Origin of the sequence: Streptomyces sp. NBC_01439 (assembly GCF_036227605.1) — a bacterium.
Lineage (GTDB): Bacteria > Actinomycetota > Actinomycetes > Streptomycetales > Streptomycetaceae > Streptomyces.
Genome location: NZ_CP109487.1, coordinates 1,975,974 through 1,998,379, shown reverse-complemented (window position 1 = coordinate 1,998,379; position 22,406 = coordinate 1,975,974). Strand labels below are relative to the sequence as shown.

The 22,406-nt window shown below is 73.3% G+C and carries 23 protein-coding genes, 1 tRNA gene and 2 pseudogenes; 19 read left to right on the top strand and 7 right to left on the bottom strand.

Translation table 11 applies throughout. From position 1 onward, the window contains the following. Positions 1-297: 297 nt before the first annotated feature. Positions 298-684, top strand: coding sequence for a hypothetical protein (locus OG207_RS08750; protein WP_329097411.1), 387 nt, complete (start codon positions 298-300; stop codon positions 682-684). Beyond that, a complete protein-coding gene (locus OG207_RS08745; RefSeq protein ID WP_329097409.1) occupies positions 684-2,471 on the top strand; it encodes a CHAT domain-containing protein in 1,788 nt (595 codons plus the stop codon). Before OG207_RS08750 ends, OG207_RS08745 begins: the two co-directional genes overlap by 1 nt. A gap of 110 nt (positions 2,472-2,581) precedes the next feature. Here the strand turns inward: OG207_RS08745 and OG207_RS08740 are convergent, their stop codons facing one another. Continuing rightward, a complete protein-coding gene (locus tag OG207_RS08740; RefSeq protein WP_329097407.1) occupies positions 2,582-3,049 on the bottom strand; it encodes a VOC family protein in 468 nt (155 codons plus the stop codon). Positions 3,050-3,146: 97 nt separating this feature from the next. Here OG207_RS08740 and OG207_RS08735 point away from each other — a divergent pair, with 97 nt between their 5' ends. The 10 genes and pseudogenes from OG207_RS08735 to OG207_RS08690 all read left to right on the top strand — a co-directional run bounded on the left by OG207_RS08735 (position 3,147) and on the right by OG207_RS08690 (position 10,027). After that, the gene (locus OG207_RS08735) at positions 3,147-3,728 is read left to right on the top strand and encodes a TetR/AcrR family transcriptional regulator (RefSeq protein ID WP_402695558.1); all 582 of its coding nucleotides are present in this window, start codon (positions 3,147-3,149) and stop codon (positions 3,726-3,728) included. A 130-nt stretch (positions 3,729-3,858) separates the two neighbouring features. Next, a pseudogene (locus OG207_RS08730) lies at positions 3,859-4,248 on the top strand (DUF5959 family protein); the annotation flags it as partial. Positions 4,249-4,574: 326 nt separating this feature from the next. After that, positions 4,575-5,141: a hypothetical protein gene (locus tag OG207_RS08725; protein WP_329097403.1), complete on the top strand. Its 567-nt coding sequence runs from the start codon at positions 4,575-4,577 to the stop codon at positions 5,139-5,141. Between the two features lie 300 nt (positions 5,142-5,441). After that, positions 5,442-7,355: an ATP-binding protein gene (locus tag OG207_RS08720; RefSeq protein ID WP_329097400.1), complete on the top strand. Its 1,914-nt coding sequence runs from the start codon at positions 5,442-5,444 to the stop codon at positions 7,353-7,355. A 38-nt stretch (positions 7,356-7,393) separates the two neighbouring features. Next, positions 7,394-7,828 (top strand): roadblock/LC7 domain-containing protein, encoded by a 435-nt coding sequence (locus OG207_RS08715; RefSeq protein ID WP_329107489.1) that lies wholly within the window; start codon positions 7,394-7,396, stop codon positions 7,826-7,828. After that, positions 7,825-8,238, top strand: a complete 414-nt coding sequence (locus OG207_RS08710; protein WP_329097397.1) for a DUF742 domain-containing protein — start codon at positions 7,825-7,827, stop codon at positions 8,236-8,238. Before OG207_RS08715 ends, OG207_RS08710 begins: the two co-directional genes overlap by 4 nt. Beyond that, entirely contained in the window at positions 8,216-8,860 is a 645-nt protein-coding gene (locus OG207_RS08705; RefSeq protein ID WP_329097396.1) for a GTP-binding protein, read from the top strand. The genes OG207_RS08710 and OG207_RS08705 overlap by 23 nt, the downstream gene beginning before the upstream one ends. Further along, positions 8,857-9,402 carry a GAF domain-containing protein gene (locus tag OG207_RS08700; protein ID WP_329097394.1) on the top strand — a complete coding sequence of 182 codons (546 nt, stop codon included), beginning with the start codon at positions 8,857-8,859 and terminating at the stop codon, positions 9,400-9,402. The genes OG207_RS08705 and OG207_RS08700 overlap by 4 nt, the downstream gene beginning before the upstream one ends. Positions 9,403-9,474: 72 nt before the next feature. After that, the gene (locus OG207_RS08695; RefSeq protein ID WP_329097392.1) at positions 9,475-9,837 is read left to right on the top strand and encodes an MmcQ/YjbR family DNA-binding protein; all 363 of its coding nucleotides are present in this window, start codon (positions 9,475-9,477) and stop codon (positions 9,835-9,837) included. Positions 9,838-9,953: 116 nt separating this feature from the next. Then, a tRNA-Pro gene (locus OG207_RS08690) sits at positions 9,954-10,027 on the top strand. Between the two features lie 93 nt (positions 10,028-10,120). Here OG207_RS08690 and OG207_RS08685 read toward each other — a convergent pair. Then, positions 10,121-10,567 carry a DUF7144 family membrane protein gene (locus OG207_RS08685; protein WP_329097391.1) on the bottom strand — a complete coding sequence of 149 codons (447 nt, stop codon included), beginning with the start codon at positions 10,565-10,567 and terminating at the stop codon, positions 10,121-10,123. Here OG207_RS08685 and OG207_RS44030 point away from each other — a divergent pair. Then, positions 10,501-11,166: pseudogene (locus tag OG207_RS44030) on the top strand (AMP-binding protein); the annotation flags it as partial. The gene OG207_RS08685 and the pseudogene OG207_RS44030 overlap by 67 nt on opposite strands. A 280-nt stretch (positions 11,167-11,446) precedes the next feature. Then, the gene (locus tag OG207_RS08680; RefSeq protein ID WP_329097390.1) at positions 11,447-11,617 is read left to right on the top strand and encodes a hypothetical protein; all 171 of its coding nucleotides are present in this window, start codon (positions 11,447-11,449) and stop codon (positions 11,615-11,617) included. Between the two features lie 235 nt (positions 11,618-11,852). On the opposite strand, the gene OG207_RS08675 is transcribed toward OG207_RS08680, so the two are convergent. Further along, a complete protein-coding gene (locus OG207_RS08675) occupies positions 11,853-12,008 on the bottom strand; it encodes a hypothetical protein (RefSeq protein ID WP_329097389.1) in 156 nt (51 codons plus the stop codon). A 23-nt stretch (positions 12,009-12,031) separates the two neighbouring features. Between OG207_RS08675 and OG207_RS08670 the strand changes: the two genes are divergently transcribed. The 3 genes from OG207_RS08670 (at position 12,032) to OG207_RS08660 (ending at position 15,841) form a co-directional block, all read left to right on the top strand. Then, entirely contained in the window at positions 12,032-12,541 is a 510-nt protein-coding gene (locus OG207_RS08670; protein WP_329097388.1) for a hypothetical protein, read from the top strand. Positions 12,542-12,653: 112 nt separating this feature from the next. Beyond that, positions 12,654-14,252, top strand: a complete 1,599-nt coding sequence (locus tag OG207_RS08665) for a phospholipase D family protein (RefSeq protein ID WP_329097387.1) — start codon at positions 12,654-12,656, stop codon at positions 14,250-14,252. A 143-nt stretch (positions 14,253-14,395) separates the two neighbouring features. Continuing rightward, positions 14,396-15,841: a glyceraldehyde-3-phosphate dehydrogenase gene (locus OG207_RS08660; RefSeq protein WP_329097386.1), complete on the top strand. Its 1,446-nt coding sequence runs from the start codon at positions 14,396-14,398 to the stop codon at positions 15,839-15,841. Between the two features lie 24 nt (positions 15,842-15,865). On the opposite strand, the gene OG207_RS08655 is transcribed toward OG207_RS08660, so the two are convergent. Next, a complete protein-coding gene (locus tag OG207_RS08655) occupies positions 15,866-17,140 on the bottom strand; it encodes an MFS transporter (protein WP_329097385.1) in 1,275 nt (424 codons plus the stop codon). A gap of 100 nt (positions 17,141-17,240) precedes the next feature. On the opposite strand from OG207_RS08655, the gene OG207_RS08650 reads away from it, so the two are divergent. Further along, positions 17,241-18,257, top strand: coding sequence for an ArsR/SmtB family transcription factor (locus tag OG207_RS08650; protein ID WP_329097384.1), 1,017 nt, complete (start codon positions 17,241-17,243; stop codon positions 18,255-18,257). Between the two features lie 42 nt (positions 18,258-18,299). Here the strand turns inward: OG207_RS08650 and OG207_RS08645 are convergent, their stop codons facing one another. From OG207_RS08645 to OG207_RS08635, 3 genes are all read right to left on the bottom strand, one after another. Next, positions 18,300-19,490 (bottom strand): MFS transporter, encoded by a 1,191-nt coding sequence (locus OG207_RS08645; RefSeq protein ID WP_329097383.1) that lies wholly within the window; start codon positions 19,488-19,490, stop codon positions 18,300-18,302. Positions 19,491-19,539: 49 nt separating this feature from the next. Next, entirely contained in the window at positions 19,540-20,562 is a 1,023-nt protein-coding gene (locus tag OG207_RS08640) for an NUDIX hydrolase (protein ID WP_329097382.1), read from the bottom strand. 170 nt (positions 20,563-20,732) lie between these two features. Continuing rightward, positions 20,733-21,356: a LysE/ArgO family amino acid transporter gene (locus tag OG207_RS08635; RefSeq protein WP_329097381.1), complete on the bottom strand. Its 624-nt coding sequence runs from the start codon at positions 21,354-21,356 to the stop codon at positions 20,733-20,735. 69 nt (positions 21,357-21,425) lie between these two features. On the opposite strand from OG207_RS08635, the gene OG207_RS08630 reads away from it, so the two are divergent. Beyond that, positions 21,426-22,334, top strand: a complete 909-nt coding sequence (locus OG207_RS08630) for a LysR family transcriptional regulator ArgP (RefSeq protein WP_329107487.1) — start codon at positions 21,426-21,428, stop codon at positions 22,332-22,334. Positions 22,335-22,406 lie beyond the last annotated feature (72 nt).

Below are 22,406 nucleotides of genomic sequence, written 5' to 3'. Positions count from 1 at the left end.
GTGCGCTCCAAGAGCCAAGAACGACACGACACGACACGACGTGACGTGACGTGACGTGACGTGACGTGACGTGACGTGACGTGACGTGGCGTGGCGTGGCCGGATCCGGCCGGGGTGGTTTCGGGCCCGGCCGGGTCATGCGCGTACCGGCTGCTTCGGCCGGCGGCCGTCCACACTCAGCCCGGAGAGCAGGTCCGCGGTCTGCCGCACCCCCGCGGGCGCGCGGTCCCGAGCCGGACCCCGCGTATTGTCCGGATTCGGCCGCGCCGCCGGCAGTACCTCGCTACGGTGCTGAACATGAGCGAGCACATGTACGTGCACGTTCCCGCCGGCCTCCGGGCCCTCCTCGAAGAGGACGGGTTCGACGAGGTGGAGGCCGGGGTGTCGTACGGGGAAGGGGCCCTGGACGTCTCCGCCAACCTGGTGGGCGTGTACCCGGCCCGAGAACAGATCGCCGACTCCGTCCGGCGGACCGCGGCCTTGCCGGGACCGCGTACCGGGGAGGCCGGACCCCCGGTGTTCACCGGCACCGCGGGTCCGCCCGGCTCTGCGGTGCGCATGGAGATCAGCTGCCCGCCGGGCCACGACGGGACCCCCGCGCGGGACCCGGCGGCCTTCGCCGGCACCATCGCCTCCGTGCTGGCCGCCGTCCGGGCCCCCGCCGCATCGGACGCCGCCGGGTGATGGCTCTGTTCGGCCGCGCCCGCACCAAGAAAAGGGAACGGGAACGGGAAGCGGTGCACCGTGCCCTCCTGGACCTGCGCCAGCGCGGCCGGCAGCAGGGGGCGGACGCGGTCGTGGCCGAATCGTGGCAGCTCATGAGCCACTGCTTCGCCGAACTCGGCCGTGGCGACGAGGAGTACGCCCCGCTGCTCGTCGAAACCGCCCGCACGTCCTTCGGCCTGCACGCGTTGTGCGGGCAGTGGTTCCCGGCGACCTGCTCCGCCCTCAACTTCTGCACCGCAGTGGCATTTGTCGAATCTCGCTGCACGAGCCTTGCACTGCCCTTCCCGGAAGACTTGCTGCCGGGTGTGCAGGTCATGCTCGACACGTCGCTGGACGTCGCCCACCGGGCCGGCATCCCGCTGGCCGCCTGCATCATTGCGGAGGCCCTGGCCACCATGCAGCTCGGCGCCCGAACCCGCGCACGCGAGATGTCCGCCGTCCTCGGTGGCGAGGACGCGCTGCGGCGACTGCAGGCGATCCGGCGCAGCCAGCAGGAGACGATCGCCCGGGAGAGCCGGGAGCCGGCCGTGTCCGTCGACGGCGTCGCCGCCCTCCGCAGCCAGGCTGACGCCATGCTCCTGCAGGATCTGACGGATGTGATCGACGGGTCACAGAGGTGGCCCCTGCACGCAGGGGCCACCGTCGCACCCGCCGTGCTCGCGGCCAGCCTCACCGGCCGCTCGGTCGTCTACGTCGTCCCCGGCGCGGGCGCCGGCACCGCGGTCCGGCTGGAGGCTACGGAGACCGGCCGCACCCTGTGCGAGAGCATCGCGCTGCCCCTGCTCGGCCTCGACGCCGTCCGGGTGCAGGCGAAGCGCGTCAGGGACGTGCTGAACTCCGGCGAGCGACGGCCGAGACTCAGGGACTTGGCGGCCCGGTCGGTGTTCGAAGCCGTTGCGGCCTCGGTGTGGCGGCCCGTACTCGACGCGTGGCCGGACCTGGAAGGCGGACGCGTCGCCATCATCCCCGTGGGCGAGAGCGCGCTGCTGCCGCTGTTCACCACCCCCGTTGACGGCGTACCGGTCTGCGCCAGGACGGACCTCACGGTCGTCCCCTCCGGCCGGGCCCTGATGTTCGCCGGCACCTGGCCGCGCTCTACCCGTACCCGGCGCAAGACCCTCGTCGTGGCCGACCCCTGGTACCACGACGGGGCCGGCGGAGTCCCCATCAAGATGGCGGTGTCCGAGGCCCGCGAGGTGGCCGCACTGCACGGGGTGGACCCCGTGATCCTGCACGACCCCGACCCGGGGGCGGGAACCGGCCAGGCTCCGCAGCGGGCAGCGGACCCGCTCCCGGCCGCCGTTCCCGGCGGGCTCGTCGCGCGGATCGCGGACGCCGACCTGATCCACCTGGCCGGCCACGGCATCCTCGACCTCGAGGCCCCGCTGAACTCCACCCTTCTCCTCGGCCGCCCCACCCCGCTGTCCGCACTCCTGCCCCGCGACCTCCGGCGGGGAGCCACCGTCGTCCTCTCCGCCCGCCACCTCGCAGGCCTGGGCACCGCCCGATCCGCCGAACAGGCCGACTTGCCCGCTTCCGTGCTCGCCATGGGCGCAAGCTCCGTCATCGCCGCCCTGTGGCCGGTCCCGGACGTGGACAAGACGAAGCTCCTGATGACCCACCTGCACGAGGAACTGCAACGGAACACCCCGCCCTCCGTGGCCGCCGGCCGCGCCGTAGCCCGCCTGGCCCAGGAAAGGAACACGGCCCACATCTGGGGTCCCCTCACCCACTTCGGCGCTTGAACACCCGGCCGTCGCTCAACCAGCGGGCGGGCGGGCGTGCCGTGACGGGCCGCAGGGCAGCACGGGGGAGGGGCAAGAGCCGGCCGGCTCCTGCCCGCGCCTTCTGGGGATCAGCTCGCTTGCCGGAACTGCGGGTCGGTGTACTGGGCGGCGTACTCCTCGTCGGGCGGTACGACGGTGATGACGTCGATCAGCACGCCGTCAGGGGCGGCAACGATGAAGTGGCGCTGGCCGAAATCTTCCGTGCGGAGCGGGAGCACTTCGGGCAGGCCGGCTTCGACGACGAGGCGTTGGTGCTCCGAGTCCGCGTCGTCCACCTCGAAGTTCAGCAGCAGGCCGCCGCGGAGCGCTGCCCGGTGGCCCTCGGGGACGGTCGGGTGGGCGTGGTCGAGGAGGGCCAGTTCGTACTGCGGGGCGTCGGGGCGGCGCAGACTCACGTACCAGTCCGCCGCGAAGGTCACCTCGAAGCCGAAGTGACGGGTATAGAAGTCGCGGGAGGCCGCCACGTCTCGGGTGGCGAGCACGGGGTAGAAGCTGCCGAGTCCGGTCGTGGGCGGGGCCGTGGGTTCGTTCGTCATGGCAGGGTCCTTTCAGCTCCATTTCGCATACCCGGGGTATGTGAATTCTGGCGTTAGCATACCCTCGGTATGTGAAATGGGAAGGGTGATGAGCGCGATGGCGGTCTCCAGGGCGGAGCAGCGGGCGGCCACGCGGCGGGCGCTGCTGGCCGAAGGGCAGCGGCGGTTCGCCGCCGACGGCTACCACCACGTGGTGCTGGCCGAGGTGGCGCGGGCCGCCGGTGTCACCAAGGGGGCCGCTTACCACCACTTCGACAGCAAGGAGGGGCTCTTCCGGGCCGTCGTCGCCGAGGTCCAGCAGGAACTCGGACAGCGGGTCGCGGCCGAGGCCGGGCAGTACGAGGACCTCTGGGAGCAGCTCCGTGCCGGCTGCCGGTCCTTCCTGGCAGCGGGGACCGACCCGGCGGTGCGGCAGATCCTGCTGGTCGACGCGCCCATCGTGCTGGGCTGGGACGAGTGGCGGACCATGGACGAGGAGTCCTCCGCCCGGCACCTCGCAGAGGCCCTGGCGGCGCTCGCCGCGGCCGGGATCATCGCCGATCAGCCGGTGGAGCCCCTCGCCCGGCTGCTCTCGGGAGCGATGAACGAGGCCGCGCTCTGGATCGCACGGGGCGGAGACCCGCAGGCCGCGGAACAGGCGCTCGACCGCCTCCTGGCGGGGCTGCGCGCCCCGGCCTGATCCCCCACGCCGATGCCCGGCGATCATTTGGATGCTGGTACGCGAACCGGCGTCCTCCTGAGTCGGCGGTCAGCGGTTCGGCAAGCCGGCCGCAGCGGTCCCAGTACGCCGCCCGGATCGGCGAAGCCCATCGCTCGAAAGCCTGGGCGTCCGGTACTACGACGCGGAAGCCGTCGTCACAAGCGGCTTCGTGAACGGAACCGTCCATCTCGGGTTCGACTCCGAGGACCTCTCGGACTGGGGTCGGCTTCTGGACGCCCTCGAGGAGAACGAGCAGGAGGCCGACCTCGACGAGCCGTTCATGGCGGACTGGCCCCGATCCGGCCGCACGGCCTACCTCCGATTCATTGCCGACGACCCCTACGTGGTCGAAGTCCATGACGGGCCCAGCACCCAGATCGTCGTCTCAGTCCCGCTCGATATGGGCGAAGAGTGGATAGCCGAGTCCAGGGAGCGTCTGGCGGCTGCTCGAGCCGTTCTCGGCGTCGGCACAGAGGATCGCCACGGCGTGCGTCCCTGACCATCAGCTCGCCTTCCCGCACCACTCCGACTGCTTGACCACGACGATTGGGAATCAGTCACACCGGTTCTGATCGAGCTCTTCAGTTGGCGGGTGAGCGCTTCACTCGGCGAGCTGAGTGCTGGGCGCCGATCGTCGGGTCCGGTCGCCCGGGACGAGTGGCCGAGTACGTCCGCCCGGAGCAGGGCGGGGTCGACCTCGTTGACCCGGCGGGCCGCCCTCGCGCGAGCCGTCCGGGCCATGGGCTGGCATGATCGCCGGGTGAGAGGTGTTCGCCGCCCGCAATTCCGGGGGTCGGTGCAGTTGTGCTGCGGGGGTGGTTGCTGATGGCTCGGTGGTTCCGCCGGCGGTCGGAGTCGGACGAGAAGCTGGCCGAGCTGACTACTGCGGCGGAGCTGGGTGACGACGTGGCGATGGGGAACCTGGCGGCGGGCCTGCACGCGAAGGGTGACCGGGACGGCGCGCTGCACTGGTGGGGCCGGGCATGGGCGGCCGGGAACGCGGTTGCCGGCTTCAACCTGGGAATGTTGCACGCGGTGGCCGGTGACGCGAACCGCGCGCAGGTGATCTGGGAGAAGGCCGCGGTGCTCGGCGATCCGGACGCCATGCTGGGCCTCGTCAAGCAGGCGCTCGACCGTGGCGATGCGGCTGGTGTCGAGCGTTGGGCTCCGGTCGTCCTTGCGCAGGACGAGGCGTTCCCGATCACCGCGCTGGGCGTGGCCTTCCGGGACTGCGGTGACCTGGAGCGGGCCGTCCAGGCGTTCCTGCGCGCCGAAGAACTGGGCGACGGGTACGCGATGGAATACCGGGCGCGGATCCTGGCTGCCTGGGGCCGGCACGAGGAGGCCGACGCGCTGCGCACCCGGGCGGCGACAGCCGAGCGGATGCTCTGAGGCGTTGGCGCGCGGCGAGCGGGCTCCCGTCCACCGGTGCGGACCGCCCGGCGGACGCCCAACTCGGTTTCTCCAGCGGTGTGGTGACGGCTGCCGAGGGGCGCCGCCGGGGTGGTCCCAGGGGGCCGACCGGCGCATTCGGGCTGCTGTACGAGCGCTCCACCGGGAGCGGGAAGCACCCCCGCGAAGTTCGCCAACTGGCGCTCCGGGGTGCTGCGATGGGGTCTAGCGTGGGTATTCGGTGATCAACACCGGGCCCCGGGAACGCTGGGGGCCGGGCCCCACGTACCGAGGACGCACATGTCCGGACTCCGCGCCGCCCGCCATGCCCCGTCGAGACACGCCGTCTCGGGTCCCGCCCGGCAGATACGCCCCCAGTTGGTGCGCGCCGCCCTGCTGCCCACGCTCGCCGCCGGGCTCAGCGGCGCCGCCGCGGTGATCTTCACCCTCCAGCTCGGCGGGGGAGCCGGCGACCGCGACGCCCGGCTGTGGCCGGTACTGACCGGCTGCGCCCTCCTCGTGGTCGGCGCCCTCGCCGCGGCCCTGCTCGGGGCCCAGCGCGCCGCCAAAGCCGTACGGGACCGGTGCGAGGCGCTGCGCCGCTCCAGCGTGCGCGGCCGGGGCGAGCTGCGCACGGCCGCCGACCGGCTGGAACGGGGCGAGAACCCGCCCCTCCCGGTGCGCGGTGGACCGAGTTCGCCGCTGCCCGGCGCGGACCCGGCCGGGATGGACGAGTTCTGGCTGCTCTCCCAGGAACTGCGGGGCGCCCGTGAACAGGCGCACACGACCCTCCTGCGGTTGGCCGGACCGGCCGCCCCGACCGACAGCGACCGCAAGGTCGAGGTCTTCGTCAACCTCGCGCGCCGGCTCCAGTCCCTCGTGCACCGCGAGATCTCGCTGCTCGACGACCTGGAGGACACGGTCGAGGACCCGGACCTGCTCAAGGAGCTCTTCCACGTCGACCACCTCGCCACCCGCATCCGCCGGCACGCCGAGAACCTCGCCGTGCTGGGCGGCGCGGCGTCCCGCCGCCAGTGGACCAGGCCCATCGACCTGAGCGAGGTCCTCCGCTCCTCGGTCGCGGAGGTCGAGCAGTACACCCGGGTCAAGGTCGTGCCCCCGGCGGGCGGCAGCGTCCGCGGGCACGCCGTCGCGGACGTGGTGCACCTGCTGGCCGAACTCGTCGAGAACGCCACGGTCTTCTCCGCCCCCGACACCGATGTGGTGTTGCGCGCCGAGCGGGTCACCGCCGGGATCGCGGTCGAGGTGGAGGACCGTGGACTCGGCATGCCGGCCGAGGAGCAGCACCGGATGAACGCCCTGCTCGGCGACCCCGACCAGATCAGCGTCCGGCACCTGCTGGCGGACGGCCGGATCGGCCTGTTCGTGGTGTCGGCGCTGGCCCGCCGGCACGGGATCGCCGTCGAGCTCAAGTCCAACATCTACGGCGGCGTGCTCGCCGTGCTGGTGCTGCCGCAGGAGCTGCTGGGCGCGGAGGCGCCCACCGCGGCCGACGCGGCGGGCGGCTCGCGGGCCACCTCGTGGGGGACCGGGCAGGGGTCTGCGATGCCCGCCCTGGAGCCGGTACGGACGCCCCTGCCGACGTCCCGGCCGGAGGCCAGGCAGGCTTCCGAGGGCCCGGGGGCCGGGGCCCCGCACCACCCCGAGCCGCACCCCGCACCCGCATCGCCGTCCCACGCCCCGTCCGCCCCCGCCCACGCCTACGTGTCCGTGCCCGTGGCCGGCGCCGGCACCCGGCCCGGGCCCGGAGCGGCGACCCCGTCGGAACCCGCGTCCCGGCCCGTGCCCCGCCCCCGGCCGGAGCCTCGGCCCCAGCCCCGCCCCGCGTCCCTGCCCGCACCCCGGTCCGGGGCGACGGACGGGTCCGGGGCGGTGTCCTGGTCGGCGCCCGCGGCAGATCCCCGGGTCGGTTCCGTGCCGGATGCGCCGACCGGAGCGGTGGCCTGGTCGGCGCCGGAGCCGGCCCCGGCGCCCGGACCGGTGCCCGCGGCCGATTCCGCACCGGGCAGGCCCGCCACGGGCGACCGGCCGCGGCTGCCCCGGCGCCGCGCTCAGGAGCACCTCGCGCCCCAGCTGCGCGGGGCCCCCGCCCCCCGGCGGGCCGCGGACCCCGAGCAGCCGGTGCACGACCCGGGCCTGATGGCCGCCTTCCAACGGGGCTTCGGCCTGGCCCAGTCGGAGAACCAGGTATGACCCCGACCCCTCACCCCATCAGCAAGGAGCGCACCCCCATGGGCGGCGAAGTGGCGACGAAGACCGGCGGCCGGCTCTCTGACCTCGACTGGCTGCTCAGCGGCCTGGTGCAGCGCGTGCCGTACACGCGAAGCGCCGTACTCCTCACCGCCGACGGGCTCGTGACCTGCGTCCACGGGATGGATGCCGACAGCGCCGACCACATGGCCGCGCTCGCCTCCGGGCTGTACTCCCTGGGCCGCAGCGCAGGGGCCCGCTTCGCGGACGGCGCCGAGGTGCGGCAGGTCGTGGTCGAACTCGACAGTGCGCTGGTCTTCGTCTCCGCGGCCGGATCCGGAACCTGTCTCGCCGTCCTCGCCGACCGGGAGGCCGACGCCGGGGTGCTCGGCTACGAGATGGCGATGCTGGTCAAGAGCGTACGTCCGTACCTCGCGGCCTCGCCGCGGCGGCCCGTCGCCGACACGGAGCGATGAGGGCCCGCGGGACGGGGGCGTACGCGAAGGGACGGGACACACCGTGGCTCGACGATTCGGCGGGCCGCGTGATGCGTCCCTACACCGCCAGCGGGGGGCGGACCAGGCCGGGCTGCACGCTCGACCTGCTCTCGCTGGTGAGCGCGACCGGGGTGCGGCCGCACGTTCCGCTCGGGGCGGAGCACACGCTCGCCCTGCGGATGTGCGCGGGCGCCACCACCGTCACCGTCGCCGAGGTGGCCGGGCAGCTGCGGCTGCCCGCCGTCGTGGTGAAGGTGTTGCTGTCCGATCTGATGGAACACGGGGCCGTCATGGCGCAGGCGCCGCGGTTCCCGGGCGGGAACTCGTGCGCCGCCGACGACCGGTCCCTGCTCCTGGCGGTGCTCGATGGCCTACGTAAACGACTGTGACGCCCCGGCCCCGGCCCCCGCTCCAGCCCTGGCCGCCGGAGCTCCGCCCGCGACCTTGAAGATCCTGGTCGCGGGCGGTTTCGGGGCGGGCAAGACCACCTTCGTGGGCGCGGTGAGCGAGATCGAACCGCTGAGCACGGAGGAACTCCTCAGCGGACTCGGTGCGGGCTTCGACCCGCTGCACGGGGTCCAGGAGAAGACCACGACGACCGTCGCGCTCGACTTCGGCCGGATCACCCTGGACGAGCGCCACGTGCTCTACCTCTTCGGCACTCCGGGACAGCACCGCTTCTGGTTCCTCTGGGAGGAGCTGTGCGCGGGCGCGCTCGGGGCGGTGGTGCTCGCCGACACCCGCCGACTGGAGGACTGCTTCCCCGCCGTGGACTTCTTCGAGCGGCGCGGGATCGGCTTCATCGTCGCCGTCAACGAGTTCGACGACGGTCACCGCTACGGGCCCGACGAGGTCCGCGAAGCGGTGGGGCTCGGGCCCGAGGTGCCCGTCGTACGGTGCGACGCGCGCCTGGCGAGCTCCGGGACGGGGACGCTGGCCGCCCTCGTCCGGCACCTGATCTGCATGTCCACGGTCAGCTCTTCGTCTTCGGAGTCGGGGGAACCGCCATGACGTACTACGAATCGAACGGACACCTGCTGCTCACGCCGGTCGACCGGGAGGCACCCGCACGTGCGGTCCGGCTGCGCGAGCTGGGCCTGGGGGAGCGTACGGACGCCGAACTGGACGCCTTCGCGAGGCGCGTCGCCGACGCGCTCGGCGCACCGTACGCGGGGGTGAACTTCATCGGCGAGGAACGCCAGTTCTTCGCCGGGCTGCACCACGCCGCCGGGGCCCCGGCGAGCGGGTACCCGGCGCGGGTGCTGGCCCGCGACCACGGCTACTGCCCGCACGTGGTGGTGCGCCGGCGGGCACTGGTACTGGAGGACGTGCGGGACTTCGCACGCTTCGCGGGCAACGCGGTGGTGGACGAGAGCGGAGTGCGGTCGTACGCGGGCGCGCCGCTGACGGACCGGCGCGGGATCGTCCTGGGCACGGTGTGCGCGGTGGACGTGGTGCCCCGCAAGTGGGGCACGGAGGGACTCGCCGCGGTGAAGGAGCTCGCCGCGGACCTGGTGGCGCTGGTGCACGAGCGGGAGGACCGGCGGGGGTGAGCGGGTCTGTCGGTGCCGGGGGCTACGGTCGTTCGGACAAGGGTTCACCGGTGGTTGGAGAGGAGAACCGGGATGGCCGTGACCGCACGGGACGTCCGCCTGATCGCACTGTCGCTTCCGGACAGCAGCGAGAAGCCCGCCTGGGGCATGCCGACCTTCCGGGTGGGCGGGAAGATCTTCGTCTCGCTCGCCGACGACGACACCTCGATCGGGGTGAAGTGCCCCAAGGAGGACCGGGCCGAGCTGATCGCGGCGGAGCCGGAGAAGTTCTTCTTGCGGGCGGGCCACGACGACCGCTACGCCTGGATCCGGGTCCGGCTCGCGGCCGTGCGGAACGCGGCCGAGCTGCGCACCATCCTGACCGACTCCTGGCTCCAGGCCGCTCCCAAGCGCCTGATCGCCGCCCATCCGGAGCTGACCGTGGACCCGGGCTGAAGCCGGCGACACGGCCGCACGGACCGGACGTGGAAAAGGTGCGCGCAACCACCCCACGAAGTGCGGTATCGTTCTCCTGCGCGTTCAACCAGGGGAAACCCCAGGTCAGCGCGCATCGGGACGTGGCGCAGCTTGGTAGCGCACTTGACTGGGGGTCAAGGGGTCGCAGGTTCAAATCCTGTCGTCCCGACTCGTGAGAGTCGTAGGTCGAAGGGCCGCTTCGGAGGAATCCGAAGCGGCCCTTCGATCGTTTTCGGTCCTTCCCCGGGTGCTCCGGCCGAGGTCAGGCGGTCATGCCCGCATCGGCCTCCCGTTGCATGCCCGCACACAGCGCCCAGACCACGAACAGGTTGACGGCGATCAGGATCACGGCCCACCACGGGTAGTACGGCAGCCACAGGAAGTTGGCGATCGCGCCGAGGCCGGCTATGGCCACGCCGAAGAAGCGCGCCCACAGGGCTCCGGTGAACACGGCGCAGCCGGCGAGGACGAGGACGATGCCCAGGATCAGGTGGACCCAGCCCCAGCCGGTCACGCTCCACTCGAACACGTAGTGCCGCGTCACGACGAACAGGTCGTCCCTGGCGAGTGCCGCGATCCCTTCGAAGATCGCCATCGCGCCCGCGAAGACCATCAGGGCGCCCGCCGTGATGGTCGTACCCGATGTGGGTGCAGTCCAGGAGCTGGGCTGCGATTGACTGGTCCGGGAACTGCTGGCGTCACTGGCCATGTCGATCTCCTCGATGGCAGAGCCGGTCCGGCGTGCCGGAGTCGGCGTTCCCCCGATTCAGCGTGGCACGGTCACCCTCCGTCGGCACTCCGGCCGCGGGTCCTGCCGCGTGGCCTGCCGGGCTCGGCGTGCCCGGCCCGACCGACAAGACGCCCCTAGTGGGGACCGCCGTGCAGGAGGACGTCGAGGTCTGCCGGCTCGCCAACGCCTCGTGCCACGTCGTGGGACAGATCCCGCCGGACGAGTCCGTCGAGCACCTGCTGGGCCCGGGAGGCGGCGCCCGGCCCACCATCCTCACCGGCAACCCCAGCTACCTCGGTCAGATGGTCACCGCCGCCCGGCGGCGCGGCTACGGACCCGACGACTTCGCGCTGCGCGCGATCTACGTCGGCGGGGAGATGCTGTCGCGACGCCTGTCGGAGGTCCTGCGCGAGACCTTCGGGGCCCCGACCGTCGGCGACGCCTTCGGCATGACCGAACTGCTGCCGGTCGGCGGACGCACCTGTAGCGAGCGGCACCTCCACATCGACCCCAACACGGGCTACACCGAGGTCCTCGACCTGGCGACCGGCGAGCCCGCCGCCCCCGGCCGACTGGGCGAACTGACGGTCACCCCCTACTTCCCCTACCGGGAGTGCATGCCGGTCCTGCGCTACAACACCGGCGACGTGGTCCGCACCCTGGAGGGCCCGCCGGACTGCGAGTTGGCGGCCGTGCCCGCCGTCTCCCACGTCCTCGGCAAGGCGGGCACCCTGCACCGCACCATCGACGGCATCGTCACCCCGCGCGACGTCCTGGAGGCGCTGGACGGCACGCCCGGCCTGCCGTTCCCGCTGCGCCAGCCACCGGGCGGAGGTCGGGGCCGACGGCCGGCTCCACGTGGAGGTCGCCTCCAAGGAGGTCACCGAAGTGGCGGTGGCCGAGCGGCTGCGGGCCCAGGGCGTCGACGCCCGCGTCACGGTCCTGCCGGTGGACGAGGAGGAGGCCGCGCGCCTCTTCCCCCTGCGCTGCGACCTGTCGGAGCACACCTTCACCCGGAGCCACGCGTGAGCGTCTTCTTCCAGCTCGCGGTCACCATCGCCCGGGCGGTCGGCGTGTGCGCCGGGGCGATCGCCTACTTCCGCGTCGTCCGCACCCCGAGGCCGCCCGTCGGCGTCTTCAACGGCAGCGACATCTTCCTGATGATGGGCTTCGTCCTGGCACTGCCCTACATCTACCTGACGTTGCCCGGAGCGGTCCTCCCGGTGGTGCTCGCCCTCGTCTTCGCGGGCGGGCTGTCCGTCGGCTACCAGCCACTGATCGGGAACGGCCGGCTGCGCCGGGCGCTGATCGCCGTACTGATCGCGAGCGTCCTCGTCGCGCACCGGGCCTTCGGCGAGACCGCGCCGCCGTACTGGGTGGCGAACAGCGCCGTCGTCGCGCTGATCGTCGTCTCCGCCACGAACCTCAACGTGCAGGGGGGGCATGCGGCTGAAGAACGTCGCGTGGTTCCTGCTCGCGCTCACCGCGTACGACGCCTTCTTCGCCTGGGTCGTACCACTGACCCAGCAGCTGTCCGAAGCCGTCCAGGGGTATCCGTACGCCCCCGCCGCGGGCCTGCGCATCGGCGAGGAACTGGGGGCGGTGGTCGGCATGGGCGACCTGCTGGCGTACGCCCTGTTCACCACCACCGCCTACAAGGCGTACGGGAAACGGGGACTGCGGACCGGGATCGCGCTGGTCACCCTCTTCGGTGCGGTGGCCCCGGTCGCGACGCTGCAGGTCCTCGCCGCGGCCACCGATCAGGCGCCGACGCTCGTCCCGGCCCAGGTGTTCTTCGGCCCGGCGGCCTTCCTCGGCTACCGCTACCTGCGCCGGAGCGGCCCGGAGCGGCGGATGGCCGACGTCGTCTTCCGGGGGACGCGCGGCGTGCGCGGGGGAGCCGTCCCGCAAGCCCCGGCCGGCCGCGGTGCCCCCGTCGAACCCGTGACGTGAGGGCGCCGCGCCGTCCGGCGGCGGCTAGCCTGGAACTGCGGTGCACCGGCGTGATCGGAGGACCAGATGACCGCCGTCACTCCTGGTAGCGCGCGGCCGGGGAGCCGGTACCGTGACACACGCCGACTGGCTCCTGCTCCCCGCTGAGCGCGGCAACCGGGCGACGCGCCTGGACCGGCGCCGCCACGACGGCGCGGCCTGGTCCACGGGCAACCACGTACGGCCCCTGGTCCACGGCGCCGTCTACTTCGCGGAGCTCCTCGCGGCCGTCCGCGCGACGGGTCCGGGCGATCTGCTGTTGTTCACCGACTGGCGCGGCGATCCCGAAGAGCGGCTCGACGGACCCGGCACGGAGGTCGGCTCCGTGCTGTGCCGGGCGGCCGAGCGCGGCGTCCTCGTCAAGGGCCTGCTGTGGCGTTCGCACCTGGACGGTCTTCACTTCAGCCAAGAAGAGAACCTCCGCTTCGGCCAGGAGATCGCACGGGCCGGCGGTGAGTGCCTGCTCGACATGAGGGTGCGGCCCGGAGGCTCCCACCACCAGAAACTGGTGGTGCTACGCCACCGCGACCGCCCGGAGCTGGACGTCGCCTACGTCGGAGGGATAGACCTCTGTCGCAACCGCAACGACGACTCCTCGCACCGCGGTGACCGCCAGTCGCTGCCCCTGGCCGCCGCCTACGGGCCGCACCCGCCCTGGCACGACGTCCAGCTCGCCCTGCGCGGGCCGGTGGTCGGTGACGTCGAGGCCGTCTTCCGCGAGCGGTGGGAGGACCCGGCTCCGCTCAGCCGGAGCCCGCTCACCCGGCTGCGGCAGCTGATGCACCGCGAGGACGTCAGTGCGGACCGGCTGCCACCGCAGACACCCGACCCGCAGTCCTGTGGCACGCACACCGTCCAACTGCTGCGGACCTATCCGAACCGTCTCCTGTACGGCTATCCCTTCGCCCCCGACGGAGAGCGCAGCATCGCCCGCGGGTACACCAAGGCGCTGCGCCGGGCCCGGGTACTGGTCTACCTGGAGGACCAGTACCTCTGGTCCCCCCGGGTGGTGGACTGCTTCGCCCGGGCGCTGGCCGGGCACCCGGGGCTCCGGCTGATCGGGGTCGTCCCCACCGTCCCGGAGCAGGCCGGCCGGCTCACACTGCCCATGAACCTGATCGGACGGATCAACGCCCTGGAGGAACTGCGCCGGGCCGGCGGCGACCGGGTCGCGGTGTACGGGCTGGAGAACCGGGCGGGAACACCGGTCTACGTCCACGCCAAGGTGTGCGTGATCGACGACGTGTGGGCCTCGGTCGGCTCCGACAACGTCAACCTCCGTTCGTGGACGCACGATTCGGAGCTCGGCTGCGCCGTGTACGACGAGCGCCCGGACCCGAGGCGGCCGGCCGACCCGGGCGGTCTCGGAGACGGCGCCCGCGCCTTCGCCCGGGAGCTGCGCCTGGAACTCATGCGCGAGCACACCGGGGCCGGGGCGGCGGACGAGCTGTGCGACCCGGTGTCCGCCTTCGACGCCTTCGCCGCGAGCGCGCGGGCCCTGGACGCCTGGCACGAGAGCGGCCGCCCCGGCCCCCGGCCGCCCGGCCGGCTGCGCCGGTACGTGCCCCCGGAGCTCGCCGTGACGCAGCGGCTCCTCGTCGCCCCGTTGCACCACGTGCTCGTCGACCCGGACGGCCGCCCGCTCGGGATGCGGCTCCGCCGCAGGTTCTGAAGCACGCTCTCTCGGCAAACCATTGAAAAAACGTACAAATTCATGTCACATAGTGCCCGTTCCCGACACGGTGGGTACCGCTTAAGTGACCAAAATGGCGGCGGGTTAGCATATGAGCACCGCCTAGCTCGAAAGATAATCCTGTGACTGTCAATGAGGACTCGTTCACCAGCTGGAAGAACCGCGAAGAGATCGCGGAGTCGATGATCCCGATCATCGGGAAGCTGCACCGGGAGCGGGACGTCACGATCCTGCTCCACAGCCGCTCCCTGGTGAACAAGTCGGTGGTCAGCATCCTCAAGACCCACCGCTTCGCCCGGCAGATAGCCGGTGAGGAGCTCTCGGTCACCGAGACGCTGCCGTTCCTGCAGGTGCTCACCACGCTCGATCTCGGCCCGTCCCAGATCGACATCGGCATGCTCGCCGCGGACTACAAGAGCGACGACCGGGGCCTGTCGGTCGCCGAGTTCACCGCCGAGGCCGTCGCCGGCGCCACCGGCGCGAACAAGATCGAGCGCAGCGAGGGCCGCGACGTCGTCCTGTACGGCTTCGGCCGCATCGGTCGCCTCGTCGCCCGCCTGCTGATCGAGAAGGCCGGCTCCGGCAACGGACTGCGCCTGCGCGCCGTCGTCGTCCGCGGGGGCGGCGAGGCCGACCTGGTCAAGCGCGCCTCGCTGCTGCGCCGCGACTCGATCCACGGCCAGTTCCAGGGCACGATCACCGTCGACGAGGCGAACAGCACGATCATCGCCAACGGCAACGCCATCAAGGTGATCTACGCGAACGACCCGTCCGAGGTGGACTACACCGAGTACGGCATCAAGGACGCCATCCTCATCGACAACACGGGCAAGTGGCGCGACCGCGAGGGTCTGTCCAAGCACCTGCGCCCCGGCATCGACAAGGTCGTGCTGACCGCCCCGGGCAAGGGCGACGTCCCGAACATCGTCCACGGCGTCAACCACGACACCATCAAGCCGGACGAGCAGATCCTGTCCTGCGCCTCCTGCACCACCAACGCGATCGTTCCGCCGCTCAAGGCGATGGACGACGAGTACGGTGTCCTGCGCGGCCACGTGGAGACCGTCCACTCGTTCACGAACGACCAGAACCTGCTGGACAACTACCACAAGGCCGACCGCCGTGGCCGCTCCGCGCCGCTGAACATGGTCATCACCGAGACCGGCGCCGCCTCCGCCGTCGCCAAGGCGCTGCCCGACCTCAAGGCGCCGATCACCGGCAGCTCGATCCGCGTCCCCGTCCCGGACGTCTCGATCGCCATCCTGAGCCTGCGCCTGGGCCGTGAGACCACCCGCGAAGAGGTCCTCGACTACCTCCGCGACGTCTCGCTGCACTCGCCGCTCAAGCGCCAGATCGACTTCACCACGGCTCCCGACGCGGTCTCCATGGACTTCGTCGGCTCGCGCCACGCCTCGATCGTCGACGCGGGCGCCACCAAGGTGGACGGCGACAACGCCATCCTCTACCTCTGGTACGACAACGAGTTCGGCTACTCCTGCCAGGTCATCCGTGTGGTCCAGCACGTGTCCGGCGTCGAGTACCCGACCTACCCGGTGCCGGCGGTCTGATCCGTCTCACCACCCGCTACACCGCTACACCGTTCGACCGGCTGATCCGACAGGCGGGGCGGCGGTGGGCGGGCCCCCGACGCCGACCGGCGGCGGGGCGCCCCGCCCATCGCCCCCCGCCTGTCGTGCGTCCGGCCCGCGCCCGTGCGGCGCCACGAGGTGCCGGGCCAGGGCGATCACGGCCAACAGCGCCACGAGCGCACACACGCCCTGCCAGCCGGCCCGGTCGTAGATCCGTACGCCCAGCCAGGACCCGCCGCTGCCGCCCAGGTAGGCGCAGGTCATGTACGCGGTGTTGAGCCGGCTGCGGGCATCGGGCCGCACGGCGTACACCCGGGCCAGGTTGGCGACCGTGCCGGACTGCATCGCGACGTCGAGCAGCAGCGTGCCGCCCGTCAGCGCGGCCAGTCCCGCCGCCCCGCCGCCGGCGCCCGCCGCGAGGACCGCCGCCGAGACGAGCACCCCGAGCAGGCAGACGAGGTTCACCCGGTCCGCTCCCGCGCGGTCCACCAGGCGCCCGGCGTACGGGGTGCACAGCATCGTCACCGCGCCCACCAGGGCGAGCATCCCCACCGCGTGGGCGCCCAGGCCGTACGCCGGGCCGGTGAGCAGCAGCGCCAGGCAGGTCCAGACCGCCGAGAAGGCGCCGAAGACCGCCGCCTGGTAGAGGCAGGAACGGCGCAGTTCCGGCTCGGTGCGCAGCAGGCGCAGCGGCTCGGCCAGCAGAGCCGGGTACGGTCGGCGCGACGTCGGGACGGTGATCGGCAGGGCGCGGGCCAGGACGGCCGCCAGCAGCAGGGCCACGGCCCCGGCCGCCAGGTAGGGGGCCCGCCACCCCAGCCACTCACCGAGCGCGCCGCCGAAGGTGCGGGCCAGCAGCATGCCGCCGGTCGAACCGCTCAGCAGGGTGCCCAGTACGGCTCCCCGGCGGTCGGCGGCCACCAGACCGGCCGCCAGCGGACCGATGACCTGCGCGGCCACGGTCGTCACACCGACGACGGCCGCGGCGGCGAGGAGCGGCGCCAGCCCCGGCGCGCAGCCCGCGGCCAGCAGGCCGGTTCCGGTCAGGGCGAGCAGGGTGACGAGGAACGGGCGGTGCGGGAGCCGGTCGCCGAGCGGCACCAGCAGGAAGATCCCGGCCGTGTAGCCGATCTGCACCGCGGTCACCACCAGGGCGGCGGAGCCGGGCGACGCGCCCAGGGCCGTGACGACCAGCGGGCTGACCGCCTGCGGGAAGTAGACGGTGCCCACGCCGACGGCGCAGGTCAGGGTGAGGAGCAGGAGCAACCAGCGGCTCATCCCGGACCCGCGGTGAACGGCGCCCGTCGTGCAGGGAGTTGTCATGGGGGGAGTTCACGGCACGTCCCCGCCCGCGACAATCGATGTAGCGTATGCCTTCATGATCAGCTTCGAACTCGGCGTCGAGGACCTCGCCGACACCCGGTTCGCGCTCTCACCCCTGTACGAGACCGTGCTCAGCCTGCGCGTGCTGCGCGAGCCCGGGCTCTCCGCCCTGCACCTCCCGTGGCGCAGGTCGGTCCTCGGCGCACTGGACGCGCTCGACGGCCTCGACGGCCTCGGCGGGCTCGACACCGAGCTGTTGATGTCCGTGGTCGCGGTACGGCGCACCCTGCCCGACTTCCTCACCCCGCGCCCCACGAGCTTCGCGCCCTCCTTCGAGGAGGAACTGGCCGCCGTCGGCCGGACACCCCCCGACCTGGTCCGCCGCGACCTGCTGGCCGCGCACGACCCGGACCCGCTCCCCACCCCGCTGCTCGCCGCCCTCGCTCCCGACGACGGGCCCGTCGTCGCCCTCCGCGACGACCTCTGCGCGCTGCTGCGCCGGTACTGGGAGATCGCCGTCCAGCCGATGTGGCCGCGGATGCGCCTCTTGCTGGAGGCCGACATGACCTACCGTGCGCGGCGGCTGGCCATGGGCGGAGCCCGCCTCCTCTTCGCCGACATCCACCCGAACCTGCGGTGGCAGGACGGCGTGCTGCACATCGGGCAGATGATCAGCCGGCACCGCGTCGTGGCGTCCGGCCGCGGGCTGCTCCTTCTGCCGTCCGTGTTCGCGCACAAGCCCGCGCCCCCGGTCAGTCCCGAGGAGGCGCCGACGCTGGCGTACCCGAGCCGCGGCGTGGCGACCCTCTGGGTGCGCGAGCCCGTCGCCGACCCGGCCGCCCTGGTGTCCCTGTTGGGCGCGCCCAAGGCGAGACTGCTCGACCTGCTCGACGAGCCGCTGCCCACCGTCGAGCTGGCCCGTCGCCTCGGGGTCACCGCGAGCGCAGTCTCCCAGCACCTGGGCGTGTTGTACGCCACCGGCCTCCTCTCCCGGGCGCGCGACGGACGGCAGGTCCTCTACCGCCGCAGCCCGCTCGGCGACGAGCTGAGCGGCCGGGGCCGGCCGGGGTGAACCGCGGCCACCGTACGCGGCCGCGCGCACGCGCGTCCGTGCTCAGGCGCGCACCCGCACGGGCCGGCGCAGCAGGTAGCCGGCCGCGGCCGTGACCAGGACGGCCATGCAGGCGATGAACACCAGCCCGGCACCCTCCAGGCCGATCGGGCCCACCAGCAGCCCCACCCCGATCACCGGCAGCGAGATGCCCGTGTACGCCACCACGAACAGCATCGAGATCACCGCCGCGCGCCGGTCCGGCGGCGAGGCCGCGGCGACGGAGGCCAGCGCACCGCGGAACGCCAGGCCCTGCCCGGCCCCGCCGACGACGGCGCTCGCCACCACCAGCGCCAGCAGGTCCCACCACAGCGCGCCGGCGAGCAGCGCCAGCCCGGCGAGCAGCCCGGCGCAGCCCAGCGGCAGCGACCGGTCCACCCCGACCCGGCCGACGGCCAGTTGCCCGGCGGTCGAGGCGAAGAAGGCCAGCGCGACGATCAGCCCGCTCACCGCGCGGTTGTGCACGCCCAGGAACTGCGCGAGGAAGGCGGGGCTGACCGAGGTGAACACCCCGAACAGCGCGAAGCCCACGAAGGAGGCGATCGCCGCGGGCACGAACACCGACCGCACCTGAGGGGGCAGGCCGGGCCGCTGCGGTCGTACGGCGCGCAGCGGCTGCCGGTCGCGCACGGTTTCGGGGAGCCGCACCAGGACGGCGGCCGAGACGGCCACCAGCGCGAGGTGCACCGCGAACGGCAGGTACAGCGGCCAGGCGGCGTACTGCGCGAGCACTCCGGCGAGCAGCGGGCCGCACCCCAGCCCACCCATGTTGGCGGCCGTCGCCACGAACGTGGCCCGCGCGGCGCCGCCGCTCGGCGCCAGTTCCATCACGTAGGCCGTGGCGGCCCCGGTGAACAGCCCGGCGGAGAGTCCCGACAGCAGCCGGCCCGCGTACAGCCAGCCCATGCCGGTGGCGCACAGGAAGCAGACGGCGCTGGCCGCGGAGAAGGCGAGACCGGCCAGCAGCACGGGCCGCCTGCCCACGGTGTCCGAGGCGTTGCCCGCCAGCAGCAGCACGCCGATCACCCCGAAGGCGTACACGGCGTACACGACGGTCACCACCAGCTCGGAGAACCCGAACTTCTCCTGGTAGAGCCCGTACAGGGGAGTGGGCAGCGTGGTGCCCGCCATGCACACGGCGAACACCGCCCCGCCGAGCAAGCACTGGCGCCACCGTCGGCGATCACCGTCCATGCCGCCGACGGTAACCCCGCGGCCGGGGCCCGGCGGCGGGGCCCGCCGGTCAGGGGCGGCCCGCGTGGAGTTCCAGCGGGCCGGCGCCCGTGGCGCGGGCGGTCAGGCAGGCGGTGATCTGGCGCCGCAGGGCGGGTTTGACCAGGCTCGGGAGTTCCGCGGGGGTGACGGTGCGCCACTGGAGCAGCTCGGCCCGGTCCAGCCGGATCCGGGCGAGGGTGGGGGCATCGAGGACGCCGCCGTCGTAGAGGAAGCGGATGCGGGCCGGACGGCCGGGCTTGTGGGACCAGTTCACGGCGAGCAGCCGACCCGGGGCGAGGTCGAGGCCGAGCTCCTCGTGGACCTCCCGCCGGGCGGCGGCGCGCGGGATCTCACCGAGGTCGCTGTCGATGCCGCCGCCGGGCAGGTTCCAGCGGTCGGACCTGCCGTACGCGGGCTGCACCAGCAGGATCCTGCCGTCGGAGCCGGTGAACAGCACGCTCGCCGCGGTCACCGCCTTGGGGCGGCTGGCCCGGTGGCTGGCCGGGTCGAGGGTGCCCGAGTGCTCCAGGGCCACGCGCCGGGCCGGGTCCAGACCGGCCGGGGAGCCCGGCTGGGGCACCCCGTCGACGAGGTGGGCGAAGGAACCGGTGTGCAGGGCGGCCAGTGCGGCGCGCAGCCGGGGCGCGACGGGGGCCGGCAGTAGCGCGCAGGCCGCCTCCGGCGGGAGCCAGCGCGCCTCGGTCGTCGCCCCGACGGGGAAGGAGATCGTCGAGGCCCGCGACGCCGGGAGCGGGCCGACGAGGTGGACGTGGACGATCAGGGAGCGGCCGGGCGGGCGGGGCGTGCCGGGTGTGCCGGTCGTGGCGGGCGGCCGGGAGTCCACCGCCAGCAGCCGGCCGGCCGGCAGCTCGAGGTTCAGCCCTTCCCGCAGCGCGCGGGCGAGCCCCTCCTCCGGGGTCTCGGTGTCGTGGACCGCGCCGCCCGGCAGCTCCGGGTCCGTCCGGCCCGGGGTGGTCAGTACGAGGACCCGCCCGCGCGTGTCCAGGACGACCCCGGTGGCGGCCACGAGCGGGGAGGGACGGTCGGGCACGGCGGGCTCCTGTGGATCGGGTCGACGGCCACAGCACTATGCCCCGGCCGCGGCGGGTGCCCGACGCCGACATGCGGGCCGGGGCGTCTTGCAGGTCAGGCCGGCCCGCTCGACAAGACACCCCCGGGTGCTGTCGTCACGTTCCCGTCGGCCCGGCAAGATCCGAGAGCCTAGGCGCGGGCCAGCAGCAGGCCGCCCATGGTGACCATGGTCGCAGCGACGAGCCCGTCCAGGACCCGCCAGGCGGCCGGGCGGGCCAGCAGGCCGCTCAGCATCCGGGCTCCGTAGCCCAGACCGGCGAACCAGGTCAGGCTGGCCAGCACGGCTCCGATGGCGAAGGCCCAGCGCAGGTCGCCGCGGTCGGCGGCGAGGGAGCCGAGGAGCAGCACGGTGTCCAGGTAGACGTGCGGGTTGAGCCAGGTCATGGCGAGGGCGGTCAGCACGGCCCGGCGGGCGGACCCGCTCGTCGCGCCCTCCGTGGTGAGGGCGGCGCCGGGGACGGGCCGCAGCACCCGGCGGGCGGCCAGGACCCCGTAGCAGATCAGGAACCCGCCCCCGGCCAGCCCGACCACCGTCAGGGCGGCCGGCCAGGCGGTGACGAAGACGCCGACGCCGGCGACGCCGAGGGTGATGAGGACCGCGTCGGAGACGGCGCAGATGGCGACCACGGCCAGGACCGCGTGGCGGCGCGCGCCCTGGCGCAGGACGAAGGCGTTCTGCGCGCCGATGGCGACGATGAGGGAGAGTCCGCTGCCGAAGCCGGCCAGGGCCGCGGTGACGATGCCGTAGTTCATGACGTCGACGGTAGGCAGCGAGGTCGGTTCAGTACAGCTAAAGATTTTTACGTACCATTAGCGCTCGTGATGGACGAGCTACCGCTGGACCAGGTGCGCACGCTGCTCGCCGTGGTGGACGAGGGAACCTTCGACGCGGCGGCGGCCGCCCTGCACGTGACGCCGTCCGCCGTCAGCCAACGGGTCAAGGCGCTGGAGCAGCGGACCGGGCGGGTGCTGCTGATGCGGACGAAGCCGGTGCGGGTGACCGAATCCGGGGAAGTGGTGGTCCGCTTCGCCCGGCAGCTGGCCCGCCTGGAGCGCGACGCGCGCGCCGAACTGGGCATGGCCGACGGGATGGGCCCGGTGCGGCTGCCGATCGCGGTGAACGCGGACTCCCTCGCCACCTGGTTCCTGCCCGCCCTCGCGCGGGTGCCGCAGGATCCGCCGGTCTGCATCGAGCTCCACCGCGAGGACGAGTCGCACACGACGGCGCTGCTGCGGGAGGGACAGGTGATGGCGGCGGTGACCTCCTCGCCCGATCCGGTGGCCGGGTGCAGCGTACGGATGCTGGGGCTGGCCCGGTACCTGCCGACGGCGAGTCCGGCGTTCGCGGCCCGGTACCTGACGGGGGAGCCGGAGCGGGACCTGCGCGAGGCTCCGACGATCGTCTTCGACCGGAAGGACGACCTCCAGGACGCCTTCGTCCGCGCGCTGACGGGGGACCCGGCGGCCGGTGCAGGGCCGGTACGGCACTACATACCGACGTCGGAGGGGTTCCGTGACGCGGTGGTCGCGGGGCTGGGGTGGGGTCTGGTGCCGGAGCAGCAGTCGAGACCGCTGGTGCGGACGGGGCAGCTGGTGCTGCTGGAGCCGCTGCGGCCGATGGACGTCCCCCTGTACTGGCAGCAGTGGAGGCTCGACTCGCCCGCGCTGTCGACGGTCGCGGAAGTGATCGCGGCGGCGGCCCGGGAGTCGCTCCGGCCCCCGGCGGCCTGACCGGTCCGGCCCGGGTCAGACCTGCACGGGCCCGGTCCGGCCCGATCGACGGCACACCCCCTAAGCTGCGGA

Bases quoted from the DNA above. Each gene is read 5' to 3' on its own strand.
- OG207_RS08750 (WP_329097411.1), top strand. From the start codon at position 298: ATGAGCGAGCACATGTACGTGCACGTTCCCGCCGGCCTCCGGGCCCTC.
- OG207_RS08745 (WP_329097409.1), top strand. From the start codon at position 684: ATGGCTCTGTTCGGCCGCGCCCGCACCAAGAAAAGGGAACGGGAACGG.
- OG207_RS08740 (WP_329097407.1), bottom strand. From the start codon at position 3,049: ATGACGAACGAACCCACGGCCCCGCCCACGACCGGACTCGGCAGCTTC.
- OG207_RS08735 (WP_402695558.1), top strand. From the start codon at position 3,147: ATGGCGGTCTCCAGGGCGGAGCAGCGGGCGGCCACGCGGCGGGCGCTG.
- OG207_RS08725 (WP_329097403.1), top strand. From the start codon at position 4,575: ATGGCTCGGTGGTTCCGCCGGCGGTCGGAGTCGGACGAGAAGCTGGCC.
- OG207_RS08720 (WP_329097400.1), top strand. From the start codon at position 5,442: ATGTCCGGACTCCGCGCCGCCCGCCATGCCCCGTCGAGACACGCCGTC.
- OG207_RS08715 (WP_329107489.1), top strand. From the start codon at position 7,394: ATGGGCGGCGAAGTGGCGACGAAGACCGGCGGCCGGCTCTCTGACCTC.
- OG207_RS08710 (WP_329097397.1), top strand. From the start codon at position 7,825: ATGAGGGCCCGCGGGACGGGGGCGTACGCGAAGGGACGGGACACACCG.
- OG207_RS08705 (WP_329097396.1), top strand. From the start codon at position 8,216: ATGGCCTACGTAAACGACTGTGACGCCCCGGCCCCGGCCCCCGCTCCA.
- OG207_RS08700 (WP_329097394.1), top strand. From the start codon at position 8,857: ATGACGTACTACGAATCGAACGGACACCTGCTGCTCACGCCGGTCGAC.
- OG207_RS08695 (WP_329097392.1), top strand. From the start codon at position 9,475: ATGGCCGTGACCGCACGGGACGTCCGCCTGATCGCACTGTCGCTTCCG.
- OG207_RS08685 (WP_329097391.1), bottom strand. From the start codon at position 10,567: ATGGCCAGTGACGCCAGCAGTTCCCGGACCAGTCAATCGCAGCCCAGC.
- OG207_RS08670 (WP_329097388.1), top strand. From the start codon at position 12,032: ATGCGGCTGAAGAACGTCGCGTGGTTCCTGCTCGCGCTCACCGCGTAC.
- OG207_RS08655 (WP_329097385.1), bottom strand. From the start codon at position 17,140: ATGAGCCGCTGGTTGCTCCTGCTCCTCACCCTGACCTGCGCCGTCGGC.
- OG207_RS08650 (WP_329097384.1), top strand. From the start codon at position 17,241: ATGATCAGCTTCGAACTCGGCGTCGAGGACCTCGCCGACACCCGGTTC.
- OG207_RS08645 (WP_329097383.1), bottom strand. From the start codon at position 19,490: ATGGACGGTGATCGCCGACGGTGGCGCCAGTGCTTGCTCGGCGGGGCG.
- OG207_RS08635 (WP_329097381.1), bottom strand. From the start codon at position 21,356: ATGAACTACGGCATCGTCACCGCGGCCCTGGCCGGCTTCGGCAGCGGA.
- OG207_RS08630 (WP_329107487.1), top strand. From the start codon at position 21,426: ATGGACGAGCTACCGCTGGACCAGGTGCGCACGCTGCTCGCCGTGGTG.